The organism is Rhodovulum iodosum (assembly GCF_041020385.1).
GTDB lineage: Bacteria > Pseudomonadota > Alphaproteobacteria > Rhodobacterales > Rhodobacteraceae > Rhodovulum > Rhodovulum iodosum.
In genome coordinates, this window is the sequence record NZ_JBEHHI010000001.1 from 1,256,267 (window position 1) to 1,272,573 (window position 16,307).

The window sequence follows — 16,307 nt, forward strand, 5'->3', positions numbered from 1 at the left end:
GCGCGCCGGTGCCGCCAAAGCATTACATGCTGACCGGCACTGCCGCCTGCACCCACCAGTCGGGGCGGGCGCGCCGCAGGGCATCGGTGGCCGCCGTGGCGTCTTCGTTCGTTTCGTAGATCCCGAAACAGGTAGCCCCCGAGCCCGACATCCGCGCCAACAGGCAGCCCGGCGTGTCGTCCAGCGCGGCCAGGACCGCGCCGATCACCGGTGCCTGGGCCAGCGCGGGCGGCTCCAGGTCGTTGCGCTGTCGGCCCAGCCAGTGGGCCATGACCGCGGCACTGGCCCAGCCCGGCGGGGTGGGCATCGCCGGGTTGTCCTTGCGGTCGAGCGCCTTGAACACGGCGGGCGTGGAAACTTCTACCCCTGGGTTGATCAGAACCAGCGCCATCGCCGGCATCTCCGGTCCGGGCAGGATGGTTTCTCCGACCCCCTGCATCCGCAGCGGGCGGGGCTTCAGGCAGGCCGGCACGTCGGCGCCCAGCGCCAGCAGCTCCGCGGCCTCGGGCAGATCGACCTCCCAGAGCCGCGCCAGCCCGCGCAGCGCGGCGGCCGCGTCGGACGAACCGCCGCCGATGCCCGCCGCCGCGGGCAGGTGTTTTTCCAGGACAATCGCCGCGCCGCGCCCGGGGCCCAGCAGATCGGCCGCCTTCCACACCAGGTTGCGCGCGTCCCCAGGCACGCCGTCGGCGCGGGGGCCGGTAACGGTCAGCGACAACGTCTCGGCCGCATCGAACGACAACCGGTCGCCGGCATCGACGAAGATCACCAGGCTGTCGAGCGTGTGATACCCGTCGGGCCGCTGGCCGGTCACATGCAGGGTGAGGTTGACCTTGGCCGGGGCAAACGCCTCAACCGTCATTGAGCGGCTCCAGGGGCGGGGCCCCCTCTTCTTCCAGAACGGCGTCGAGCCCGACCTCCAACTTGCGGCGGATGCGCTCGGCCTCGTCCTTTTCGGGGTCGAACGACAGCGCCCGCCGCCACTGGAACCGCGCCTCGAGTTGGCGCCCGACGGCCCAGTAGACATCGCCCAGATGGTCGTTGACGATCGGGTCCACCGGTTCCAGCTCGGCGGCGCGTTCCATCTGGGGCACGGCCTCGCGGTAACGGCCGAGCCGGTAGAGGACCCAGCCGAGACTGTCGGTGATGTAACCGTCGTTGGGCCGGGCCTCGACGGCGCGTTCGATCATGTCTAGCGCCTCGTCGAGGTTGGTCTGCATCTCGACATAGGAATAGCCGAGATAGTTCAGCACCTGCGGCTGGTCGGGCTCAAGCTCGAGCGCCTTGCGGAAATCGGCCTCGGCTGCCTCCCAGCGGTCGATCCGTTCGTTCACGATGCCGCGGGCGTAGTAGACGATCCATTGCCGCCGCTCGGGCTCGCCCAACAGGGCGATGGCATTGTCATAGGCCTGGCGCGCTTCTTCGAACCGCTCGAGCCGGCGCAGGGTGTCGCCGAGGGTCACGTGTACGACAGCAATGTCGGGGTGAGTCTCGGCAAGCGCGCGCAAGACCTCGATGGCGGCGTCGGCATCGCCGGATTCTCGCAGCGCCTCGGCCTGGCCCAGGACAGCGGCGTAATAGGCCGGGTCGTCCTCGGGCACACGGCTGTAGGTTTCGGAGGCCAGCACGTACTGGCGCTGCGATTCCAGCAACGCCGCCGACATCAGCATCGCATCCGTGTTGTCCGGCGCAAGGTACTCGGCCAGGCGCGAATAGATCAGCGTGTAGCTGTCCACCGCGTCGCCGCTGAGCGCGCTGGCAAGCGTATAGAACACCTCGGCCGCGCCCTCGCGCGGGGTTTCGATCATGTCGAAGCGCAGGGTCTCGCCCTCGGCCAGCCGGCGGCGCAGATCGACGATGCCGGGGTCGGCATCGGGGCCGAACACCGCGTCGATGGCGGCGATGGCGTCCTCGTTGCGTTCAAGCTGGCTGAGGATGGCGGCATGGGCGATCACGCCGCGCCGCGTGGCCTGCACCTGCCCGCCGGCCTCGCCCGAAAAAATCGCGTCGGCGCCCTCGAAATCGCCGACCATCGCAAGTGCCAGCGCCTTGTGGTAGAGGCCGAAAGATTTCAGCCAGTCTGTCTCGGCCGCCGCGTCGAACGCCTCGAGCGCCTCGGACATGCGCCCCAGGCCGAGATGGCCCCAGGCCAGCATCAGACCGTCGAGCAGCGGGCCGGCACTGCGCCCGGCCTCGATATCGTCGATCGCCTGGGCGAAGGCGCCGCGCTCGACCTGGTCGGCCAACAGCACCATATGCGCGATCTGGTTGTCCTGCCCCGCCGATTGCAGCCGCCGCGCCACCGGGATGGCCGACGCGACATCGCCGAGCCCGACAAAGGCGGTCAGCGCGTTCTCCATCAGCCGCGGGTTGGCGGGATCGGCCGCAAGGGCGCGGGCGTAGTAGGTGGCCGCCTCGCGGTAATCGCTCGTCATGCTGGCCTGGCGCGCGGCGAGATAGGCGCCGGCCAGCCCCGCCTCTTGTGCCTTCACCGGCAGCGCCGCCGCGAGGGCGGCGGTCAGGGCAAGGGCGGCAAGGGGGCGCGGTCGTCGGAAGGCGGGCAAGAGGCAACTCCGGATGATCTGCGGGGAAGGTAGAGCCCCGAACATGGCATGGCAATGCGCGCCCGGCCCCGCGGGCCGCAAACCGCCTTGCCGTCGCGCGGATGTTACATGTTGGGGTAGTTCGGCCCGTCGCCCCCCTGCGGCGTCACCCAGTTGATGTTCTGGCTGGGATCCTTGATATCGCAGGTCTTGCAATGCACGCAGTTCTGGAAGTTGATGACGAAGCGCGGGGCCTTGCCGTCTTCCTCGACCACCTCGTAGACGCCCGCCGGGCAGTAACGCTGCGCCGGCTCGGCATAGTCGGGGAGGTTGACCGATACGGGGATGTCGGGGTCGGCCAGTTGCAGGTGACAGGGCTGGCTTTCCTCGTGGTTGGTCATCGAGAAACTGACATTGGTCAGCCGGTCGAAGCTGAGCACCCCGTCGGGTTTGGGATAGTCGATCTTGGGGAAATCCGCAGCCTTGCCGGTGCCCGCGGCATCGGTCTTGGAATGGTGCAGCGTGCCAAGCGGATGCCAGCCGAAGAGATCGGCCATCCACATGTCGAACCCGCCCAGTGCGGTGGCCAGCGCCGCGCCGTATTTCGACCAGAGCGGTTTGACGTTCTTCACGCGCTTGAGGTCCTCGGCGATCTTGCCGGCATGCAGCGCCTCGTCATAGGCCTCCAGCTCGTCGCCCGAGCGGCCCTCCTTGATCGCGGCGACCGCCGCCTTGGCGGCCTCGATGCCCGACATCATCGCATTGTGGTTGCCCTTGATGCGCGGCACGTTCACCAGACCCGCCGAACAGCCCAGCAATACTCCGCCCGGAAAGGCCGCCTTGGGGATCGACTGATACCCGCCCTCCGAGATCGCCCGCGCGCCGTAGGCGACGCGCTTGCCGCCCTCCAGCAGCTTGGAGACCTCCGGGTGGTGCTTGAAACGCTGGAATTCCATGTAGGGGTAGAGATGCGGGTTTTCGTAGTTCAGGTGCACCACGAAGCCGATGAAGATCTGGTTGTTCTCGGCGTGGTAGATGAACGAGCCGCCGCCGGCATTGTTGCCCAGCGGCCAGCCCATCGTGTGGGTGACCGTGCCCTCCTCGTGGTTCTTGGGGTCGATCTCCCACACCTCTTTCATGCCGAGGCCGTATTTCTGCGGATCGCGGCCGGCGGAGAGGTCGAATTTCTCGATCACCTGTTTGGACAGCGACCCGCGCACGCCCTCGGCGAAAAAGACGTACTTGCCGTGCAGTTCCATCCCCGGCTCGTAGTTGGGGCCCGGTGTGCCGTCGGGGGCCCGGCCGAATTCGCCCGCGACCACGCCCTTGACCGACCCGTCCTCGGCCCACACGACCTCGGAACACGCCATGCCGGGGAATATTTCCACCTCCAGCGCCTCGGCCTGCTCGGCCAGCCAGCGGCAGACATTGCCCATCGACACGATGTACTTGCCGTGATTGCTCATCAGCGGCGGCATCAGCCAGGTGGGAAAGCGCAGATGGCCCGACGCCCCGAGAAACAGGAAATTGTCGCGCTTGACCGGCACGGTGACCGGCGCGCCGCGCTCTTTCCAGTCGGGGAAGAGCTGGTTCAGGCCGACCGGGTCCAGCACCGCGCCCGACAGGATATGCGCGCCCACCTCAGAGCCCTTTTCAAGCACCACGACCGTAAGATCGGGATCGAGTTCCTTCAGACGGATCGCCGCCGACAGGCCCGCCGGGCCCGCGCCAACGATCACCACGTCGTATTCCATCGATTCCCGTTCGATCTCGGCCATGTGCTGTCCTTCCTCGCACGGCCCCGGGGCCGCCTTGGCTGCCAAATTTCTGCAAACCGTTATCGCAGCGTTTCACTCAGCGTCAATCGTGACACATCATCATTTCGCTGCTGTGCAGCACTCGGCGGGGCCCTGCTCGCGCCACGCGATGCCCCCTTGCAAATCGCGCGCGCCTCGGGTGAGGTGAACCGCGATACCAAAGAAGGCGCGGCCGGTCAGGGCGGCGCCCAGCAAACTGTCCGAAGAGACCGATGGAAAAGATACCGATGACCCGCGCGGGCCATGCCGCGCTCGATACAGAATTGAAGAAGCTCAAGTCCGAAGAGCGGCCCGCGGTGATCAAGGCGATCGCCGAGGCGCGCGAGCACGGCGATCTGTCCGAGAACGCCGAGTACCACGCCGCACGCGAAAAGCAGAGCTTCATCGAGGGCCGGATCAAGGAAATCGAAAGCCTTCTTTCGCGGGCCGACGTGATCGACCCGACACGGCTGTCGGGGCCGATCAAGTTCGGCGCGACGGTCACCCTGGTGGACGAGGATACCGACGAGGAAAAGGTGTTCCAGATCGTCGGGGAAGCCGAGGCAGATATCGAAAATGGCCTTTTGAACGTCAAATCCCCGCTGGCCCGCGCGTTGATCGGCAAGGACGAGGGCGACAGCGTCGAGGTCAAGACACCGGGCGGAGAGCGCAGCTACGAGGTGCTGACCATCCGCTATGTCTGAGGCGTTAGGCAGGGCACGCCATGGCTGAGAACAAGCAGGACGATCCGATCGCGCTGGGTATCTTCAGCCGCAAGCAGACAGCGGAGGGGATCAGCCCGGCCGATATTATCGCGCTGGTTCTCAGCCTGATGTGGCTTGCCGCCTCGGGGCTCTTCTTCGCCTTTGCCCGCTTCGGCGGCGGGCTCAGCTTCGATCCGCTGACCTTCGTGATGACGCTCTTGGCCGTCGCGATGCCGGTGGCGTTGATCTGGATCGGCGCATCGGCGGCGAAAAGCGCAAAGATCATGCGCGAGGAATCCGCCAGGCTGCAGGCGTCGATCGACGCGATGCGCCAGGCCTATATCCAGCAGCAACAACAGCACGCCGCGTCGGCCGGCATGAAACCCTCGGTCGAGGAAAAGCTGGACGAGCTGATGGCGGCGCAGAAACAGGCCGAAAGCGCGATGGCCACCTTTGCGACAACCCGGCCGCCGGCTGCCGCGCCGCTGCGCCCGGCGCATCCCGCCAATGGCCGAGAGGACCAGCCCTCGCTCGCCCTCGGCACCCCCGCCGAAGAGCTGGGCCCGGCGATGTCGGTGGCCGACTTCGTGCGCGCGCTGAACTTTCCCGAAACGGCGGAGGACGCCGAGGGGTTTCGCGTGCTGCGGCTGGCGCTGCAGGATCACCGTACCGCCAAGCTGGTGCGGGCCGCGCAGGACGTGCTGACGCTGCTATCCGAAGATGGCATCTACATGGACGATCTCGCGCCCGACCGCGCCCGGCCCGAGATCTGGCGCAAGTTCGCCGCGGGCGAGCGGGGGCCGGCCATCGCGGCGCTGGGCGGTGTGCGCGACCGCTCGTGCCTGGCGCTGTCGGCGGGCCGCATGCGGCAGGATCCGATCTTTCGAGATGCCGCGCACCATTTCCTGCGCCAGTTCGACCGCAGCTTTGCCGAGTTCGAAAAGACTGCCTCGGACCAGGACATCAGCCATCTGGCCGAAACCCGCACCGCGCGGGCCTTCATGCTGCTCGGCCGGGTCACGGGAATGTTCGACTAAGCCTTCGGCACATCGCATCGCCGCGATCGGCGCCCGCACTCCAGCCCTCGTCGACGACGCGCAGACCACGCGCCGTGTCGAACAGCGCGGCCGGCCAGCGCCCGCATTTGCCAAACGCACTCGTCCGCCATGCCGTTCTCTTGCCGATTGCATCCGCCCGCGCATCGCACTAGGCGGGGGCAATCGTCAGTCCAGGGTCGAGCAATGACATCCTCTACCGCGAAATCGGCGTTTTGGTCGGGCATGCGCCACGGCGCGCCGTTCCTTCTGGTCGTTGCGCCCTTCGCTTTGCTTTTCGGGGTGGTGGCCACCGAGGCCGGGCTGAACGTGGCCGAGGTGATGGGCTTTTCGGTGCTGGTCATCGCGGGGGCGGCACAGTTTACCGCGGTGCAGATGATGCTGGACCAGGCGCCCACGGTGATGGTGCTGCTCGCGGCGCTGGCGGTCAACCTGCGCATGGCGATGTATTCGGCCGCGCTGACGCCGCATCTGGGCGGCGCGCCGCTGTGGCAACGGGCGGTCATGGCCTATGCGACCGTCGACCAGAGTTACGCGATCAGCGTCGCCCGGTTCGAGACGCATCCCGACATGACGCTCGGCGAGAAGGTCGCCTATTTTATGGGGACCATGGCACTGATCGCCCCGGCCTGGTACGCGATCACGCTGGCCGGCGCGCTGATGGGCCGGTCGATCCCGCCGGAATTCGCGCTCGACTTCGCCGTGCCGATCACTTTTCTCGCTTTGATCGCCCCGGCGCTGAGGACGCTGGCCCATGTCGCCGCCGCGGCGGTGTCGGTCGTCGTCGCGCTCGCGCTGTCGGGCCTGCCGTCCAACAGCGGGCTGCTGGTCGCGGCGGCGGCGGCCATGACGGCGGGCGCGCAGGTCGAGAAATGGCAGGAGAGGCGTCGCACATGACCCAGGGCCATGCAGAGATCTGGCTGATCATCCTGGTGCTGGGGCTCGGCACCTTTCTGATCCGGTTTTCGTTTCTCGGGCTGGTCGGGCGGCGGCCCCTGCCCGCTTGGGCGCTGCGCTATCTGCGCTACACGCCGGTGGCGGTGCTGCCGGGGCTGATCGCGCCGCAGGTGATCTGGCCGCCGGCCACGGGCGGCGCGCCCGACCCCGCCCGGATGGCGGCGGCGCTGGTCACGCTGGGCGTGGGATGGGTGACGAAGAACGTGATCTTCGCCATCGGCTCGGGCGCGGCGACGCTTTACGCGGGGCTCTGGCTATTGGGTTAGGGGCGCATCGCCCCGGGGCGCGCCCGTTTGCATCTGCTGGGCCGCCAGAACCGCGGTGTTGTTGTCCGAATCGTCGTCGAAGATCGTTTCGGTGGTCACACCCGGCAACTTTGCAAAGCCGGCCATGATACGCTTGGGGTACATGCTGCTCGGCACCGTCTCGAACCCCGGCAACTCGGCCAGAACCGTGCTGGTCGCGCGGCCGCACATCGCCTTGGGCACCGCGCCGTAATTCTGCACCAGCATCAACGCCCGCTCGGCCACATCGGGCGAAACCTGCTTGGTCTGCATCACGACGTGAAAGGTCTCACGCGCATGGTAGTCCTTGTAGAATTTCAGGCGCAGGGGCGTGATGCCGTGATGCACGTCGTTACGTTCGGGCGCGTTGCCGTGCCACCAGGTGCCGGCCGGGTCGAAAATCACCCTCTGGCTGGCATTGACCATCATCGCCGAATGCCCGCCCGCGCCGGAGCGGTTGTTGATCATCGTGAACAAGGTGATCGAGGGCGGTTCGTCATGGGAATAGACGGCCCGCTCAACGGCCTCGTCGGGGGCCCAGACGGGTTCCGCCCCGCCACAGGCAGCCAGAAGGACGGGCAGCGCGAGGCACAGGAGAGTTCGACGCATCGGAGGCTCTTGCTTGGGGGTGCAGGCGCGATGCGCCGACCGGGGTTAACCGTTGACGATGGCCATGAAGATGAGAATTCCGATGATCAGGACGACCGCGCGCACCACGAAGCGCACGAAAGCCGCAAAGGTCCGTTCGTGATCGTCGGTATCCATAGATCCGCTGCGGTGTTCAGCCATGGCTGGTTTCCTCTCGCTGTTCGCCCCAAATAATTAGCCAAGTTCGCCGTGCCTGTCACGCCGGGATTGCGTGGGCCGGGCCGCTGGCGTGTCGATCCGACACGACCGGCCGGTTCAGGTTTCCGGGCCCGGCGCCTCTTCCAGTTCGGCGGCCAGGCGAAAGCCGATGCGGCGGGGCGCGTCGGTCGCGCTCTGCTTGGGCACCGCGCGCAACAGCACGTTGAGCTGGCTGACATGCTGGACAAGCTGACTGCGCGCGCCGCCCGTATCGCTGCCATAGAAGGTAACGATGTCCGGGTCGAAATAGCCTATCCCCTCGATCCGCAGCACGCCGGCATCGCCGCCGGTAAAGCCCACGGCCACCTCGTGGGCATTGTCCAGCCGCTCTTCGAAATTGCGGATGTAAAGGATCAGCCGCTCGTAGGCCCAGCGGGCGGGGCTCTTGTTGTCGACCGGGGTGCGGGCGACGGCGTCGGGCAACGGCTGTTGCTCTGGCGTGGCCGACGCCTGCGGGTCGATATGCACGGCGCGGGCGGCGGGCGGGTCCGTCCTTGACATGCTATGCGCCCTCGGTCTGGAAGAGCCAGGCGCCGTCGTCGCGGCGCCAGCGCCGGGCGCGGCCTGTGCGGGTCAGGTGGTTGACATGGCCCACGGCCTCGACCAGCGCCAGCCCGTATTCGCCCTCACCGATCTCGCGCTTGAAAAGCGGCACGAAGCAGTCGCAGGCGGTGCGGGGCTCGCGCAGATGTTCCTCCAGCCGGGCCAGCGCGCCGTGATGGTTGTCGATCAACTGGCGCAGGCGCGTGGGCAGCCCGGTAAAGGGCAGCTTGTGGCCGGGCAGGACGAGGTGATCCTCGCGCGCATGGTCGGCGAGTCGCGCGCAGCTTTCCATCCAGTCGGCCACCGGGTCGGCCTCTGGCTCGGTCGGGTAGACGCCCAGGTTGGGAGAGATCGACGGCAACAACTGGTCGCCCCCCAGCACCAGGTTGCAGTCGCGGCTCCACAGCGTGACATGGTCGGGCGCGTGGCCGTGGCCGAGGCGGACATCCCAGTCGCGGCCCGCCGCGCGGAGCGTGTCGCCCTCGACGATCCGGGTAAAGCCGAGCGGCATTGGCGCCACGGTGTCGGCAAAGTTGAACGGGCGTTCAGACACGCGCCGGGCCAGCATCGCGGGGTCCATTCCCGCCCCCCGCCAGAAGGCGATCGCCTCGTCGGTCGGGCGATCCTGCTCGTCGAGTTGCAGCATCCGGGCGAGAAGCCAGGCGGTGCGGGTGGTCCACAATTCGGCCCGGTACGCGGACTGGAACCAGCCGGCCAGCCCCATGTGGTCGGGGTGGTGATGGGTGACGATCACCCGGGTGACGGGCTTGCCCGAAAGCGGCCCGTCCAAGAGCGCCTGCCAAAGCGCCCGCGACCGGCGCGAGGCGATGCCGGTATCGACCAGCGTCCAGCCGTCGCCGTCGTCGAGCGCGTAGACATTGACATGGTCCAGCGCCATCGGCAGCGGCAGGCGCAGCCAGAAAACACCCTCGGCCACCTCCACCGCGCTGTCCGGCGCGGGCGCAACGGTCCACGGGTAGTGGATGGTACCGCGGCTGCCGTCCATCAAGCGACCAGGTCTTCGGCGCTGAGCGCATAGAGCGCCTGGGCCCCCGCCCTGGCCTGCGCGATCAGCGCGAGATGCTCGGGCAGCAGGCGGGTGACGAAAACCCGCGCCAGCGCCGTGCGCCGGCCCGCGCCGCCCTCGGCCAGCGCGGCCTTGAGATGATAATGGCCGCCAAGCACCCGGGCCCAGGCGCCGAGAAACGGCACCGCGCCCGCGAAACGGTCCGTCGCCTCCTGCGCCACCATCCATTCGGTGGCCTCGCGCAGGCTTTCGGCGGCGGCCCAGACCGCGTTGGCCAGATCGGGCAGCGTGCCCCGCGCCGTCTCGGCCGCATCCTCGATCTCGTCGAGAAGTCTTGCGGCGGCCTCGCCCCCGTCCATCATCTTGCGCCCGACCAGATCCATCGCCTGGATGCCGTTGGTGCCCTCGTAGATCGCGGTCACGCGTACATCGCGCAGGTATTGCGCGGCGCCGGTCTCTTCGATGTAGCCCATGCCGCCATGCACCTGGATACCGGCCGAGGCCACGGCGATGCCGACATCGGTGCCGTGGGCCTTGGCAATCGGCGTCAGCAGCGCGGCGCGCGCCGCCCAATCGGCCGTGCCGGTGGCGCGGGCCATGTCGATGGCCGCGGCGCAGGACAGCGCGATGGCGCGGGCGCCAAATATCTCTGCCTTCATCGCGGTCAGCATCCGCCGTACATCCGCATGATCGGCGATCGGCCCGCGTCCGTCGCCCAGCGGGGTGCGGCCCTGCCGGCGCTCGGTCGCGTAGGCCAGCGCCTGCTGATAGGCGGCCTCGGCCACGCCGATGCCCTGTATCCCGACGCCGAGGCGGGCATTGTTCATCATCGTGAACATCGCGGCCATGCCCTTGTGCGGCTCGCCGATCAGCCAGCCGGTGGCGGCGTCATAGTCCATCACCGCCGTCGGGCTGCCGTGCAGGCCGGTCTTGTGCTCGAGGCTGACCACCCGCAGGCTGTTGGCGACGCCGGGCCGGCCATCGGCATCGGGGATGTTGCGAGGCACCAGGAACAGGCTGATCCCCTTGGTGCCCGGCGGCGCGTCGGGCAGGCGTGCCAGCACCAGGTGGCAGATGTTTTCGATGAAATCGGCATCGCCCCAGCTGATATAGATCTTCTGCCCCGTCACCGCGTAGGTGCCGTCGCCGTTGGGCCGGGCGGTGCTGGTCAGGGCGCCCACGTCGCTGCCCGCCTGCGGCTCGGTCAGGTTCATCGTGCCCGACCATTCGCCCGAGATCAGCTTGGGCAGGTAGAGCGCCCTGATTTCGTCGCTGGCATGGTGTTCCAGCGCCTCGATCTGGCCCTTGGTCAGCAGAGGGCTGAGCTGCAGCGACAGGCAGGCGCCGCTCATCATGTCGTCGACCGCCGAGGCCAGTGTCTGGGGCAGGCCCATGCCGCCGTAATCGGCGGGCGCGGCCATGCCGATCCAGCCGCCCTCGGCGATCGCCCGATAGCCGTCGGCAAAGCCGGGGCTGGTGCGAACCACGCCGTTTTCCAGGCGCGCGGGATGGGTGTCGCCGGGCCGCTGCAAGGGGGCCAGTACCTCTTCGCAGAGCCGGCCGGCCTCGGTCAGGATTGCGTTGGCGATGTCGGGCGTGGCCTCGGCAAAGCGCGGGGTGGCGGTCACCTCGGAGAGCCCCACCACATTTTCGAGCAGAAAGGCAAACTCGCCTACCTGAGCGCGATACGACATGGTTTCCCTCCCACTCGGCCGCGTCTTGAGCCGGGGGCCCCGCGCGGCTATGTCACCAGACAGCGTGCCGAGACCCTAACCCAGCACGACGCCCCTTCAAGCCAAAACGCCACGTCATGCGGAGCCCAGCCATGCAGACCGAGACCCTGATCCCCGACGGCGCGGGCCTCGTCCGGGCCGCGCAGTTGCTGCGAGAGGGGCGGCTGGTGGCCTTTCCGACCGAGACGGTCTACGGCCTGGGCGCCGACGCGGCCAACGATGCCGCGGTTGCGCGTATCTTCGAGGCCAAGGGACGGCCGCGCTTCAACCCGCTGATCGTGCATGTGCCCGACCTGAAGACCGCGCGCACGATCGCCGAATTCCCGCCCGAGGCCGAGCGGCTGGCCGACGCCTTCTGGCCCGGCGCGCTGACGCTGGTGCTGCCGCTTCGCGCGGGCGCGGCGGTCTCGCCGCTGGTCACCGCAGAGCTGCCGACCGTGGCGCTGCGCCTGCCCGACCACCCGGTCGCCCGTGCCCTGCTGACCGAGTTCGGCGGGGCGGTCGCCGCGCCCTCGGCCAACCAGTCGGGACAGGTCAGCCCGACCCGCGCCGAGCATGTGCTGGCCGGGTTGGAGGGGTTGATCGCGGCGGTGCTGGACGGGGGCGCCTGCCCGGTAGGGGTGGAATCGACCATCGTGGGATTTCAGCCCGAGCCGGTGCTGTTGCGCCCGGGGGGCCTGCCCGCCGAGGCGCTGGAGGCCTGCCTCGGCGGCCCGCTGGAGGCACCGCCGGCCAATGAGCGGCCCAGCGCGCCGGGTCAGCTGACCTCGCATTACGCGCCGGGCGCAGCCGTGCGGCTGAACGCGACGGAAAATCCCGAGGGGGCGCTCTGGCTGGGCTTCGGCCCCGACTGCGCGGGCGCCGCGCTGAACCTTTCCGCCACGGGCGATCTGGTCGAGGCGGCGGCGAACCTGTTTCACCACCTGCGCGCGCTTGACGCCCGCGCCGCGCCGGGCCAGGCCATCGCGGTGGCCCCGGTGCCCGATCACGGGCTGGGGCGCGCGATCAACGACCGGCTGCGCCGGGCCGCCGCGCCGCGGCCGGCCTAGCCTGGCAGTTCGCCGGTCAGCACGTAGCGCAGGATCTCGACCACCTGGCGCGGCTCTTCGGCGACGGCCAGCGCGGCGGCATCGACCTCTTTCAGCGCGTGGGCATGGTCGGGCCCGTGCAGCACGATCAGCGACTTGCCCAGCGCGGCCGCATAGCCCGCGTCGAAGGCCGCGTTCCACTGCTTGTATTTCTCGCCGAAGCGCACCACCACGACATCGGCATCTGCAATCCCCTTGCGGGTGCGGATCGCGTTGACCATCGCGCCCTTGTGGTCGTGCCAGTACTTGTTGTCTTCGGCGCCCAGGATCGCCACGCCGCAATCGTCGCTGGCGGCGTGGTCGGTGACGGGGCTGTCGAAGGCCACGTCCAGCCCCGTGGCGCCCTCGACGATCTGCTCGCGCCAATCGGTATGGATCTCGCCCGAAAGGTAAACCTTCAGCGTCATGTCTCGCTCCCTTCACTGTTTCGGTAGCTGCGCATCATCTGCACGACTTCTTCGTCACTGACCTGGCCGAATTCGCGGTAATGGGCGCCGACCGCGTAGAAATCGCGCGGCGCAGACAGGAAGATCAGCCGGTCCGTCATTCCCCGAATCTGCCAGATCACCTCTTGCGGGCCGACCGGCACGGCCAGCCATATCTCCAGCGGGCCGCGCTTGCGCAACGCCTGCAAAACGGCCCGCACGGTGGCGCCGGTGGCGATGCCGTCATCCACCACGATGGCGGTGCGCCCGGCGATCTTTTCGGGCCTGCGGCCGCCGAGGTATCTTTCGCGCCGCGCCTCGATCTCTTTCAGCTTTTCCTCGACGGCCCCGGCGAAATCGGCCTGCGTCAGACCCGCGTAGCCCAGCACCTCGTCGTTGAAAACGACCTCGCGGGCACCGCCATCGACCACGGCGCCGGCGGCAAGTTCGGGGTTGCCGGGCATGCCGATCTTGCGCACCAGCGCCAGGTCCAGCGGCGCGCCCAGCGCCTTGGCCACCGGCAGCGCGACGGGCACGCCGCCGCGGGGCAGGGCCAGCACCAGCGGGTTTTCCGGCTCGGCGGCGGCGACCTTTTCAGCCAGCAGCCGCCCGGCGGCCTCGCGGTTGTCGAACATCGCGCTGTCTCCCGTCTTCCCGTCGCGGGGCAGAGTATGCCGCCGCCCCGGCGCGGGGCCAAGCCCCGGCCGCCGTCCCCCTTGCGCCCCGCGGCCGCTTCTTCTGGCCGGAAATATCCCGGGGGGTCTGGGGGGCAGAGCCCCCCAGCCTCGCCGCCAGGACCACCCCTGTCAGCCGCGCAGCGTGCCGCCGGTGGCCTTTTGTACCTTCTCGACGATCTTCCTGCCCACGGCCTCGATCTCTTCCTCGGTCAGGGTCTTGTCGACGGGCTGCATCCGCACGGTGATGGCCAGCGATTTCTTGCCCTCCCCGAGGCTGCCGCCGATGAACTCGTCGAACACGCGCACCTCTTCGATCAGCGCCTTGTCGGCGCCGGCGGCGGCGTTGACCACGTTGGCGGCCTCGACCTGGGCATCCAGCACGAAGGCAAAGTCGCGCTCGACCGGCTGGAAATCCGACGCGCCCAGCGCGGGCCGCGTGGCGGCCTTCCTGCGCGGCAAGGGCGGCTCTTCCAGCCATACGGTAAAGGCCATGGCGGGGCCCTTCACGTCCATCCTGGCCAGCACCTTGGGGTGCAGCTCGCCGAAGACGGCCATCACTTTCTTGGGCCCGAGGCAGACCATGCCGTGCCGGCCCGGATGCCACCATTCGCGCGCGCCGCGCAGGATCTGCGCCTTGGCGGGCGCGCCGATGGCGGCCAGCACCGCCTCGCAATCGGCCTTGACGTCGTAAAGGTCCACTGGCCTGCGCGAGCCATAGGGGTCGCGCGGGGCCGACTGGCCGACCAGAAGGCCCGAGGCCAGCAGGTGCTGCTCTTCGGGCTCGGCCCCGTGGAAGGCGGGACCGACCTCGAAAAGCGCCAGGTCCATGAACCCGCGTGCCTGGTTGCGCGCCGCGGCCTGCAAGAGGCCCGGCAACAACGCGGGGCGCATATGGCTCATCTCGCTGGAAATGGGGTTTTCCAGCGCCGCCGCGTCATCGCCCCCGCCGAACAGCGCGGCGCTGGCCTGATCGATGAAAGAGTAGGTGACGCATTCGTTGTAGCCCAGCGCCGCGCAGGTGCGGCGCGCGGCGGCCTCGCGCTTTTGCATGTGCGTCAGGATGCCGGTGGGCACGCCCACATGGACGCGCGGCATGCGTTTGCCTTCAAGCTTGGTCAGAGAGGCAACGCGCGCGACCTCTTCCACCAGATCGGCCTCGCCCAGCACATCGGGCCGCCAGGGCGGCACGTGGGCCATGTCGCCCTCCAGCCGGAACCCCAGCGCGGTCAGCGTCTTGCGCTGTTCGTCGGCGGGGATGTCCATGCCCACCAGGCTTTCCACCCGGTCGGTGTCCAGCTTGTAGGCCCGCGCGGTGTCGGGGATGGCGCCGGCCACGACAACCTCGGAAGGTTCGCCGCCGCAAAGATCCATGATCATCCGCGTCGCGGCCTCCACCCCGTGGGGCGTCCACTCGGGGTCGATCCCGCGTTCGAAACGGTAGCGGGCGTCGGAATTGATCTTGAGCGCCCGGCCGGTCATCGCGGTGCGGATCGGGTCGAAATAGGCGGCTTCGAGGAAGACGTTGGCGGTGTCTTCGGTACAGCCGCTCTCTTCCCCGCCCATCACGCCGCCGAGGCTTTCCACGCCGTTTGCGTCGGAAATCACGGTCATGCCCGGTTGCATGACATACTCTTTCTCGTCCAGCGCAAGGAAGGTCTCGCCTCCCTCGGCGCCATGCACACGCAGGGCGGCACCGGCCACCTTGTCGGCGTCGAAGACGTGCAGCGGGCGGTTCATGTCGCAGGTGAAGAAGTTGGTGATATCGACCAGCGCCGAGATGGGGCGCAGGCCGATGGCGCGCAGCCGGTCCCGCAGCCACTGCGGCGAGGGGCCGTTCTTCACGCCCTTGATCACGCGGCCATAGAAGACCGGGCAGGCGCTTTCCTGCGTTTCGGGGTCGATGGTGACGGAGACCGGGCAGGGAAACTGCCCCGCGACCGGGTCCACCTCAACCGGTTTCAGCGTGCCCAGCCCCCGCGCGGCGAGGTCACGGGCGATGCCGTGCACGCCCAGCGCGTCGGGCCGGTTGGGGGTGATGGCGATCTCGATCACCGGGTCGACCTTGGCCGGGTCGTTCCCGGCCAGCCAGTCGGTGAATTTCTCGCCCACCTCGCCCGAGGGCAGCTCGATGATGCCGTCATGTTCGTCGGAAAGCTCCATCTCGCGTTCCGAGCACATCATGCCGTGGCTTTCCACGCCGCGGATCTTGCCGACCTGGATGATCGTGTCGATGCCGGGGATGTAGGTGCCGGGATGGGCCACCACCACGGTGATGCCCTCGCGCGCATTGGGTGCGCCGCAGATGATTTGCTGTACGCCCCGGGCCGTCGCCACCTGGCAAACGCGCAGGCGGTCGGCATCGGGGTGTTTCTCGGCCTTCAGCACCTTGCCGAGGGTGAACTCTTCCAGCTTCATGGCCGGGTTCTCGACGCCCTCGACCTCAAGCCCCAGGTCGGTCAGCGCGTCGAGGATCTCGTCGAGGCTCGCCTCGGTGTCGAGGTGGTCCTTCAGCCAGGAAAGGGTGAACTTCATCGTGGCGTCCCTGCATTGGGTCAGCGGTCCGGGGCGTGTTAGCCGAAAGGGCCGAGAGGGGGAAGGGGCGAGCGCAAGGCGCGGCGACGCGAGCCGG

The 16,307-nt window shown here is 68.5% G+C and carries 16 protein-coding genes; 5 read left to right on the forward strand and 11 right to left on the reverse strand.

Annotated features, from left to right (window positions below; all coding sequences use genetic code 11):
• Positions 1-22: 22 nt before the first annotated feature.
• Genes Ga0609869_RS06165 through Ga0609869_RS06175 form a run of 3 tightly spaced genes read right to left on the reverse strand, consistent with a single transcriptional unit; the run spans position 23 to position 4,321 of the window.
• Positions 23-862: a 4-(cytidine 5'-diphospho)-2-C-methyl-D-erythritol kinase gene (locus tag Ga0609869_RS06165; RefSeq protein WP_125405507.1), complete on the reverse strand. Its 840-nt coding sequence runs from the start codon at positions 860-862 to the stop codon at positions 23-25.
• Entirely contained in the window at positions 852-2,609 is a 1,758-nt protein-coding gene (locus Ga0609869_RS06170) for a tetratricopeptide repeat protein (protein ID WP_125405504.1), read from the reverse strand. The genes Ga0609869_RS06165 and Ga0609869_RS06170 overlap by 11 nt, the downstream gene beginning before the upstream one ends.
• Positions 2,610-2,668: 59 nt before the next feature.
• Entirely contained in the window at positions 2,669-4,321 is a 1,653-nt protein-coding gene (locus Ga0609869_RS06175; protein ID WP_125405502.1) for an electron transfer flavoprotein-ubiquinone oxidoreductase, read from the reverse strand.
• A gap of 251 nt (positions 4,322-4,572) precedes the next feature.
• On the opposite strand from Ga0609869_RS06175, the gene greA reads away from it, so the two are divergent.
• From greA to Ga0609869_RS06195, 4 genes are all read left to right on the forward strand, one after another.
• A complete protein-coding gene (gene greA / locus Ga0609869_RS06180) occupies positions 4,573-5,043 on the forward strand; it encodes a transcription elongation factor GreA (RefSeq protein WP_125405499.1) in 471 nt (156 codons plus the stop codon).
• 20 nt (positions 5,044-5,063) lie between these two features.
• On the forward strand, positions 5,064-6,080 hold the full coding sequence (locus tag Ga0609869_RS06185; RefSeq protein ID WP_125405496.1) for a hypothetical protein: 1,017 nt from the start codon (positions 5,064-5,066) through the stop codon (positions 6,078-6,080).
• A 204-nt stretch (positions 6,081-6,284) separates the two neighbouring features.
• Positions 6,285-6,995 carry an AzlC family ABC transporter permease gene (locus tag Ga0609869_RS06190; protein ID WP_125405493.1) on the forward strand — a complete coding sequence of 237 codons (711 nt, stop codon included), beginning with the start codon at positions 6,285-6,287 and terminating at the stop codon, positions 6,993-6,995.
• Positions 6,992-7,321, forward strand: a complete 330-nt coding sequence (locus Ga0609869_RS06195) for an AzlD domain-containing protein (RefSeq protein WP_125405491.1) — start codon at positions 6,992-6,994, stop codon at positions 7,319-7,321. Before Ga0609869_RS06190 ends, Ga0609869_RS06195 begins: the two co-directional genes overlap by 4 nt.
• Here the strand turns inward: Ga0609869_RS06195 and Ga0609869_RS06200 are convergent.
• The 5 genes from Ga0609869_RS06200 to Ga0609869_RS06220 form a co-directional block, all read right to left on the reverse strand.
• Positions 7,310-7,948 carry a hypothetical protein gene (locus tag Ga0609869_RS06200; protein WP_125405488.1) on the reverse strand — a complete coding sequence of 213 codons (639 nt, stop codon included), beginning with the start codon at positions 7,946-7,948 and terminating at the stop codon, positions 7,310-7,312. The genes Ga0609869_RS06195 and Ga0609869_RS06200 overlap by 12 nt on opposite strands.
• 45 nt (positions 7,949-7,993) lie before the next feature.
• On the reverse strand, positions 7,994-8,128 hold the full coding sequence (locus Ga0609869_RS06205; protein WP_125405485.1) for an aa3-type cytochrome c oxidase subunit IV: 135 nt from the start codon (positions 8,126-8,128) through the stop codon (positions 7,994-7,996).
• Between the two features lie 114 nt (positions 8,129-8,242).
• Entirely contained in the window at positions 8,243-8,686 is a 444-nt protein-coding gene (locus tag Ga0609869_RS06210) for a DUF6173 family protein (RefSeq protein WP_125405482.1), read from the reverse strand.
• 1 nt (position 8,687) lies between these two features.
• Positions 8,688-9,734 carry an MBL fold metallo-hydrolase gene (locus tag Ga0609869_RS06215; protein WP_125405479.1) on the reverse strand — a complete coding sequence of 349 codons (1,047 nt, stop codon included), beginning with the start codon at positions 9,732-9,734 and terminating at the stop codon, positions 8,688-8,690.
• On the reverse strand, positions 9,734-11,449 hold the full coding sequence (locus tag Ga0609869_RS06220) for an acyl-CoA dehydrogenase (protein ID WP_125405478.1): 1,716 nt from the start codon (positions 11,447-11,449) through the stop codon (positions 9,734-9,736). Before Ga0609869_RS06220 ends, Ga0609869_RS06215 begins: the two co-directional genes overlap by 1 nt.
• 131 nt (positions 11,450-11,580) lie before the next feature.
• Between Ga0609869_RS06220 and Ga0609869_RS06225 the strand changes: the two genes are divergently transcribed.
• Positions 11,581-12,537, forward strand: a complete 957-nt coding sequence (locus Ga0609869_RS06225) for an L-threonylcarbamoyladenylate synthase (RefSeq protein ID WP_125405475.1) — start codon at positions 11,581-11,583, stop codon at positions 12,535-12,537.
• On the opposite strand, the gene Ga0609869_RS06230 is transcribed toward Ga0609869_RS06225, so the two are convergent.
• The 3 genes from Ga0609869_RS06230 to pheT all read right to left on the reverse strand — a co-directional run bounded on the left by Ga0609869_RS06230 (position 12,534) and on the right by pheT (position 16,210).
• The gene (locus Ga0609869_RS06230) at positions 12,534-12,983 is read right to left on the reverse strand and encodes a YtoQ family protein (RefSeq protein ID WP_125405472.1); all 450 of its coding nucleotides are present in this window, start codon (positions 12,981-12,983) and stop codon (positions 12,534-12,536) included. The genes Ga0609869_RS06225 and Ga0609869_RS06230 overlap by 4 nt on opposite strands.
• Complete coding sequence (locus tag Ga0609869_RS06235; RefSeq protein WP_125405469.1) at positions 12,980-13,636, reverse strand: phosphoribosyltransferase; 657 nt, start codon at positions 13,634-13,636, stop codon at positions 12,980-12,982. The genes Ga0609869_RS06230 and Ga0609869_RS06235 overlap by 4 nt, the downstream gene beginning before the upstream one ends.
• Positions 13,637-13,807: 171 nt before the next feature.
• Entirely contained in the window at positions 13,808-16,210 is a 2,403-nt protein-coding gene (gene pheT / locus Ga0609869_RS06240) for a phenylalanine--tRNA ligase subunit beta (RefSeq protein ID WP_125405467.1), read from the reverse strand.
• Positions 16,211-16,307: the final 97 nt, after the last annotated feature.

Coding starts and splice junctions, on each gene's coding strand:
- Ga0609869_RS06165 (WP_125405507.1), bottom strand. CDS start 862: ATGACGGTTGAGGCGTTTGCCCCGGCCAAGGTCAACCTCACCCTGCAT.
- Ga0609869_RS06170 (WP_125405504.1), bottom strand. CDS start 2,609: ATGTTCGGGGCTCTACCTTCCCCGCAGATCATCCGGAGTTGCCTCTTG.
- Ga0609869_RS06175 (WP_125405502.1), bottom strand. CDS start 4,321: ATGGCCGAGATCGAACGGGAATCGATGGAATACGACGTGGTGATCGTT.
- greA (WP_125405499.1), top strand. CDS start 4,573: ATGGAAAAGATACCGATGACCCGCGCGGGCCATGCCGCGCTCGATACA.
- Ga0609869_RS06185 (WP_125405496.1), top strand. CDS start 5,064: ATGGCTGAGAACAAGCAGGACGATCCGATCGCGCTGGGTATCTTCAGC.
- Ga0609869_RS06190 (WP_125405493.1), top strand. CDS start 6,285: ATGACATCCTCTACCGCGAAATCGGCGTTTTGGTCGGGCATGCGCCAC.
- Ga0609869_RS06195 (WP_125405491.1), top strand. CDS start 6,992: ATGACCCAGGGCCATGCAGAGATCTGGCTGATCATCCTGGTGCTGGGG.
- Ga0609869_RS06200 (WP_125405488.1), bottom strand. CDS start 7,948: ATGCGTCGAACTCTCCTGTGCCTCGCGCTGCCCGTCCTTCTGGCTGCC.
- Ga0609869_RS06205 (WP_125405485.1), bottom strand. CDS start 8,128: ATGGCTGAACACCGCAGCGGATCTATGGATACCGACGATCACGAACGG.
- Ga0609869_RS06210 (WP_125405482.1), bottom strand. CDS start 8,686: ATGTCAAGGACGGACCCGCCCGCCGCCCGCGCCGTGCATATCGACCCG.
- Ga0609869_RS06215 (WP_125405479.1), bottom strand. CDS start 9,734: ATGGACGGCAGCCGCGGTACCATCCACTACCCGTGGACCGTTGCGCCC.
- Ga0609869_RS06220 (WP_125405478.1), bottom strand. CDS start 11,449: ATGTCGTATCGCGCTCAGGTAGGCGAGTTTGCCTTTCTGCTCGAAAAT.
- Ga0609869_RS06225 (WP_125405475.1), top strand. CDS start 11,581: ATGCAGACCGAGACCCTGATCCCCGACGGCGCGGGCCTCGTCCGGGCC.
- Ga0609869_RS06230 (WP_125405472.1), bottom strand. CDS start 12,983: ATGACGCTGAAGGTTTACCTTTCGGGCGAGATCCATACCGATTGGCGC.
- Ga0609869_RS06235 (WP_125405469.1), bottom strand. CDS start 13,636: ATGTTCGACAACCGCGAGGCCGCCGGGCGGCTGCTGGCTGAAAAGGTC.
- pheT (WP_125405467.1), bottom strand. CDS start 16,210: ATGAAGTTCACCCTTTCCTGGCTGAAGGACCACCTCGACACCGAGGCG.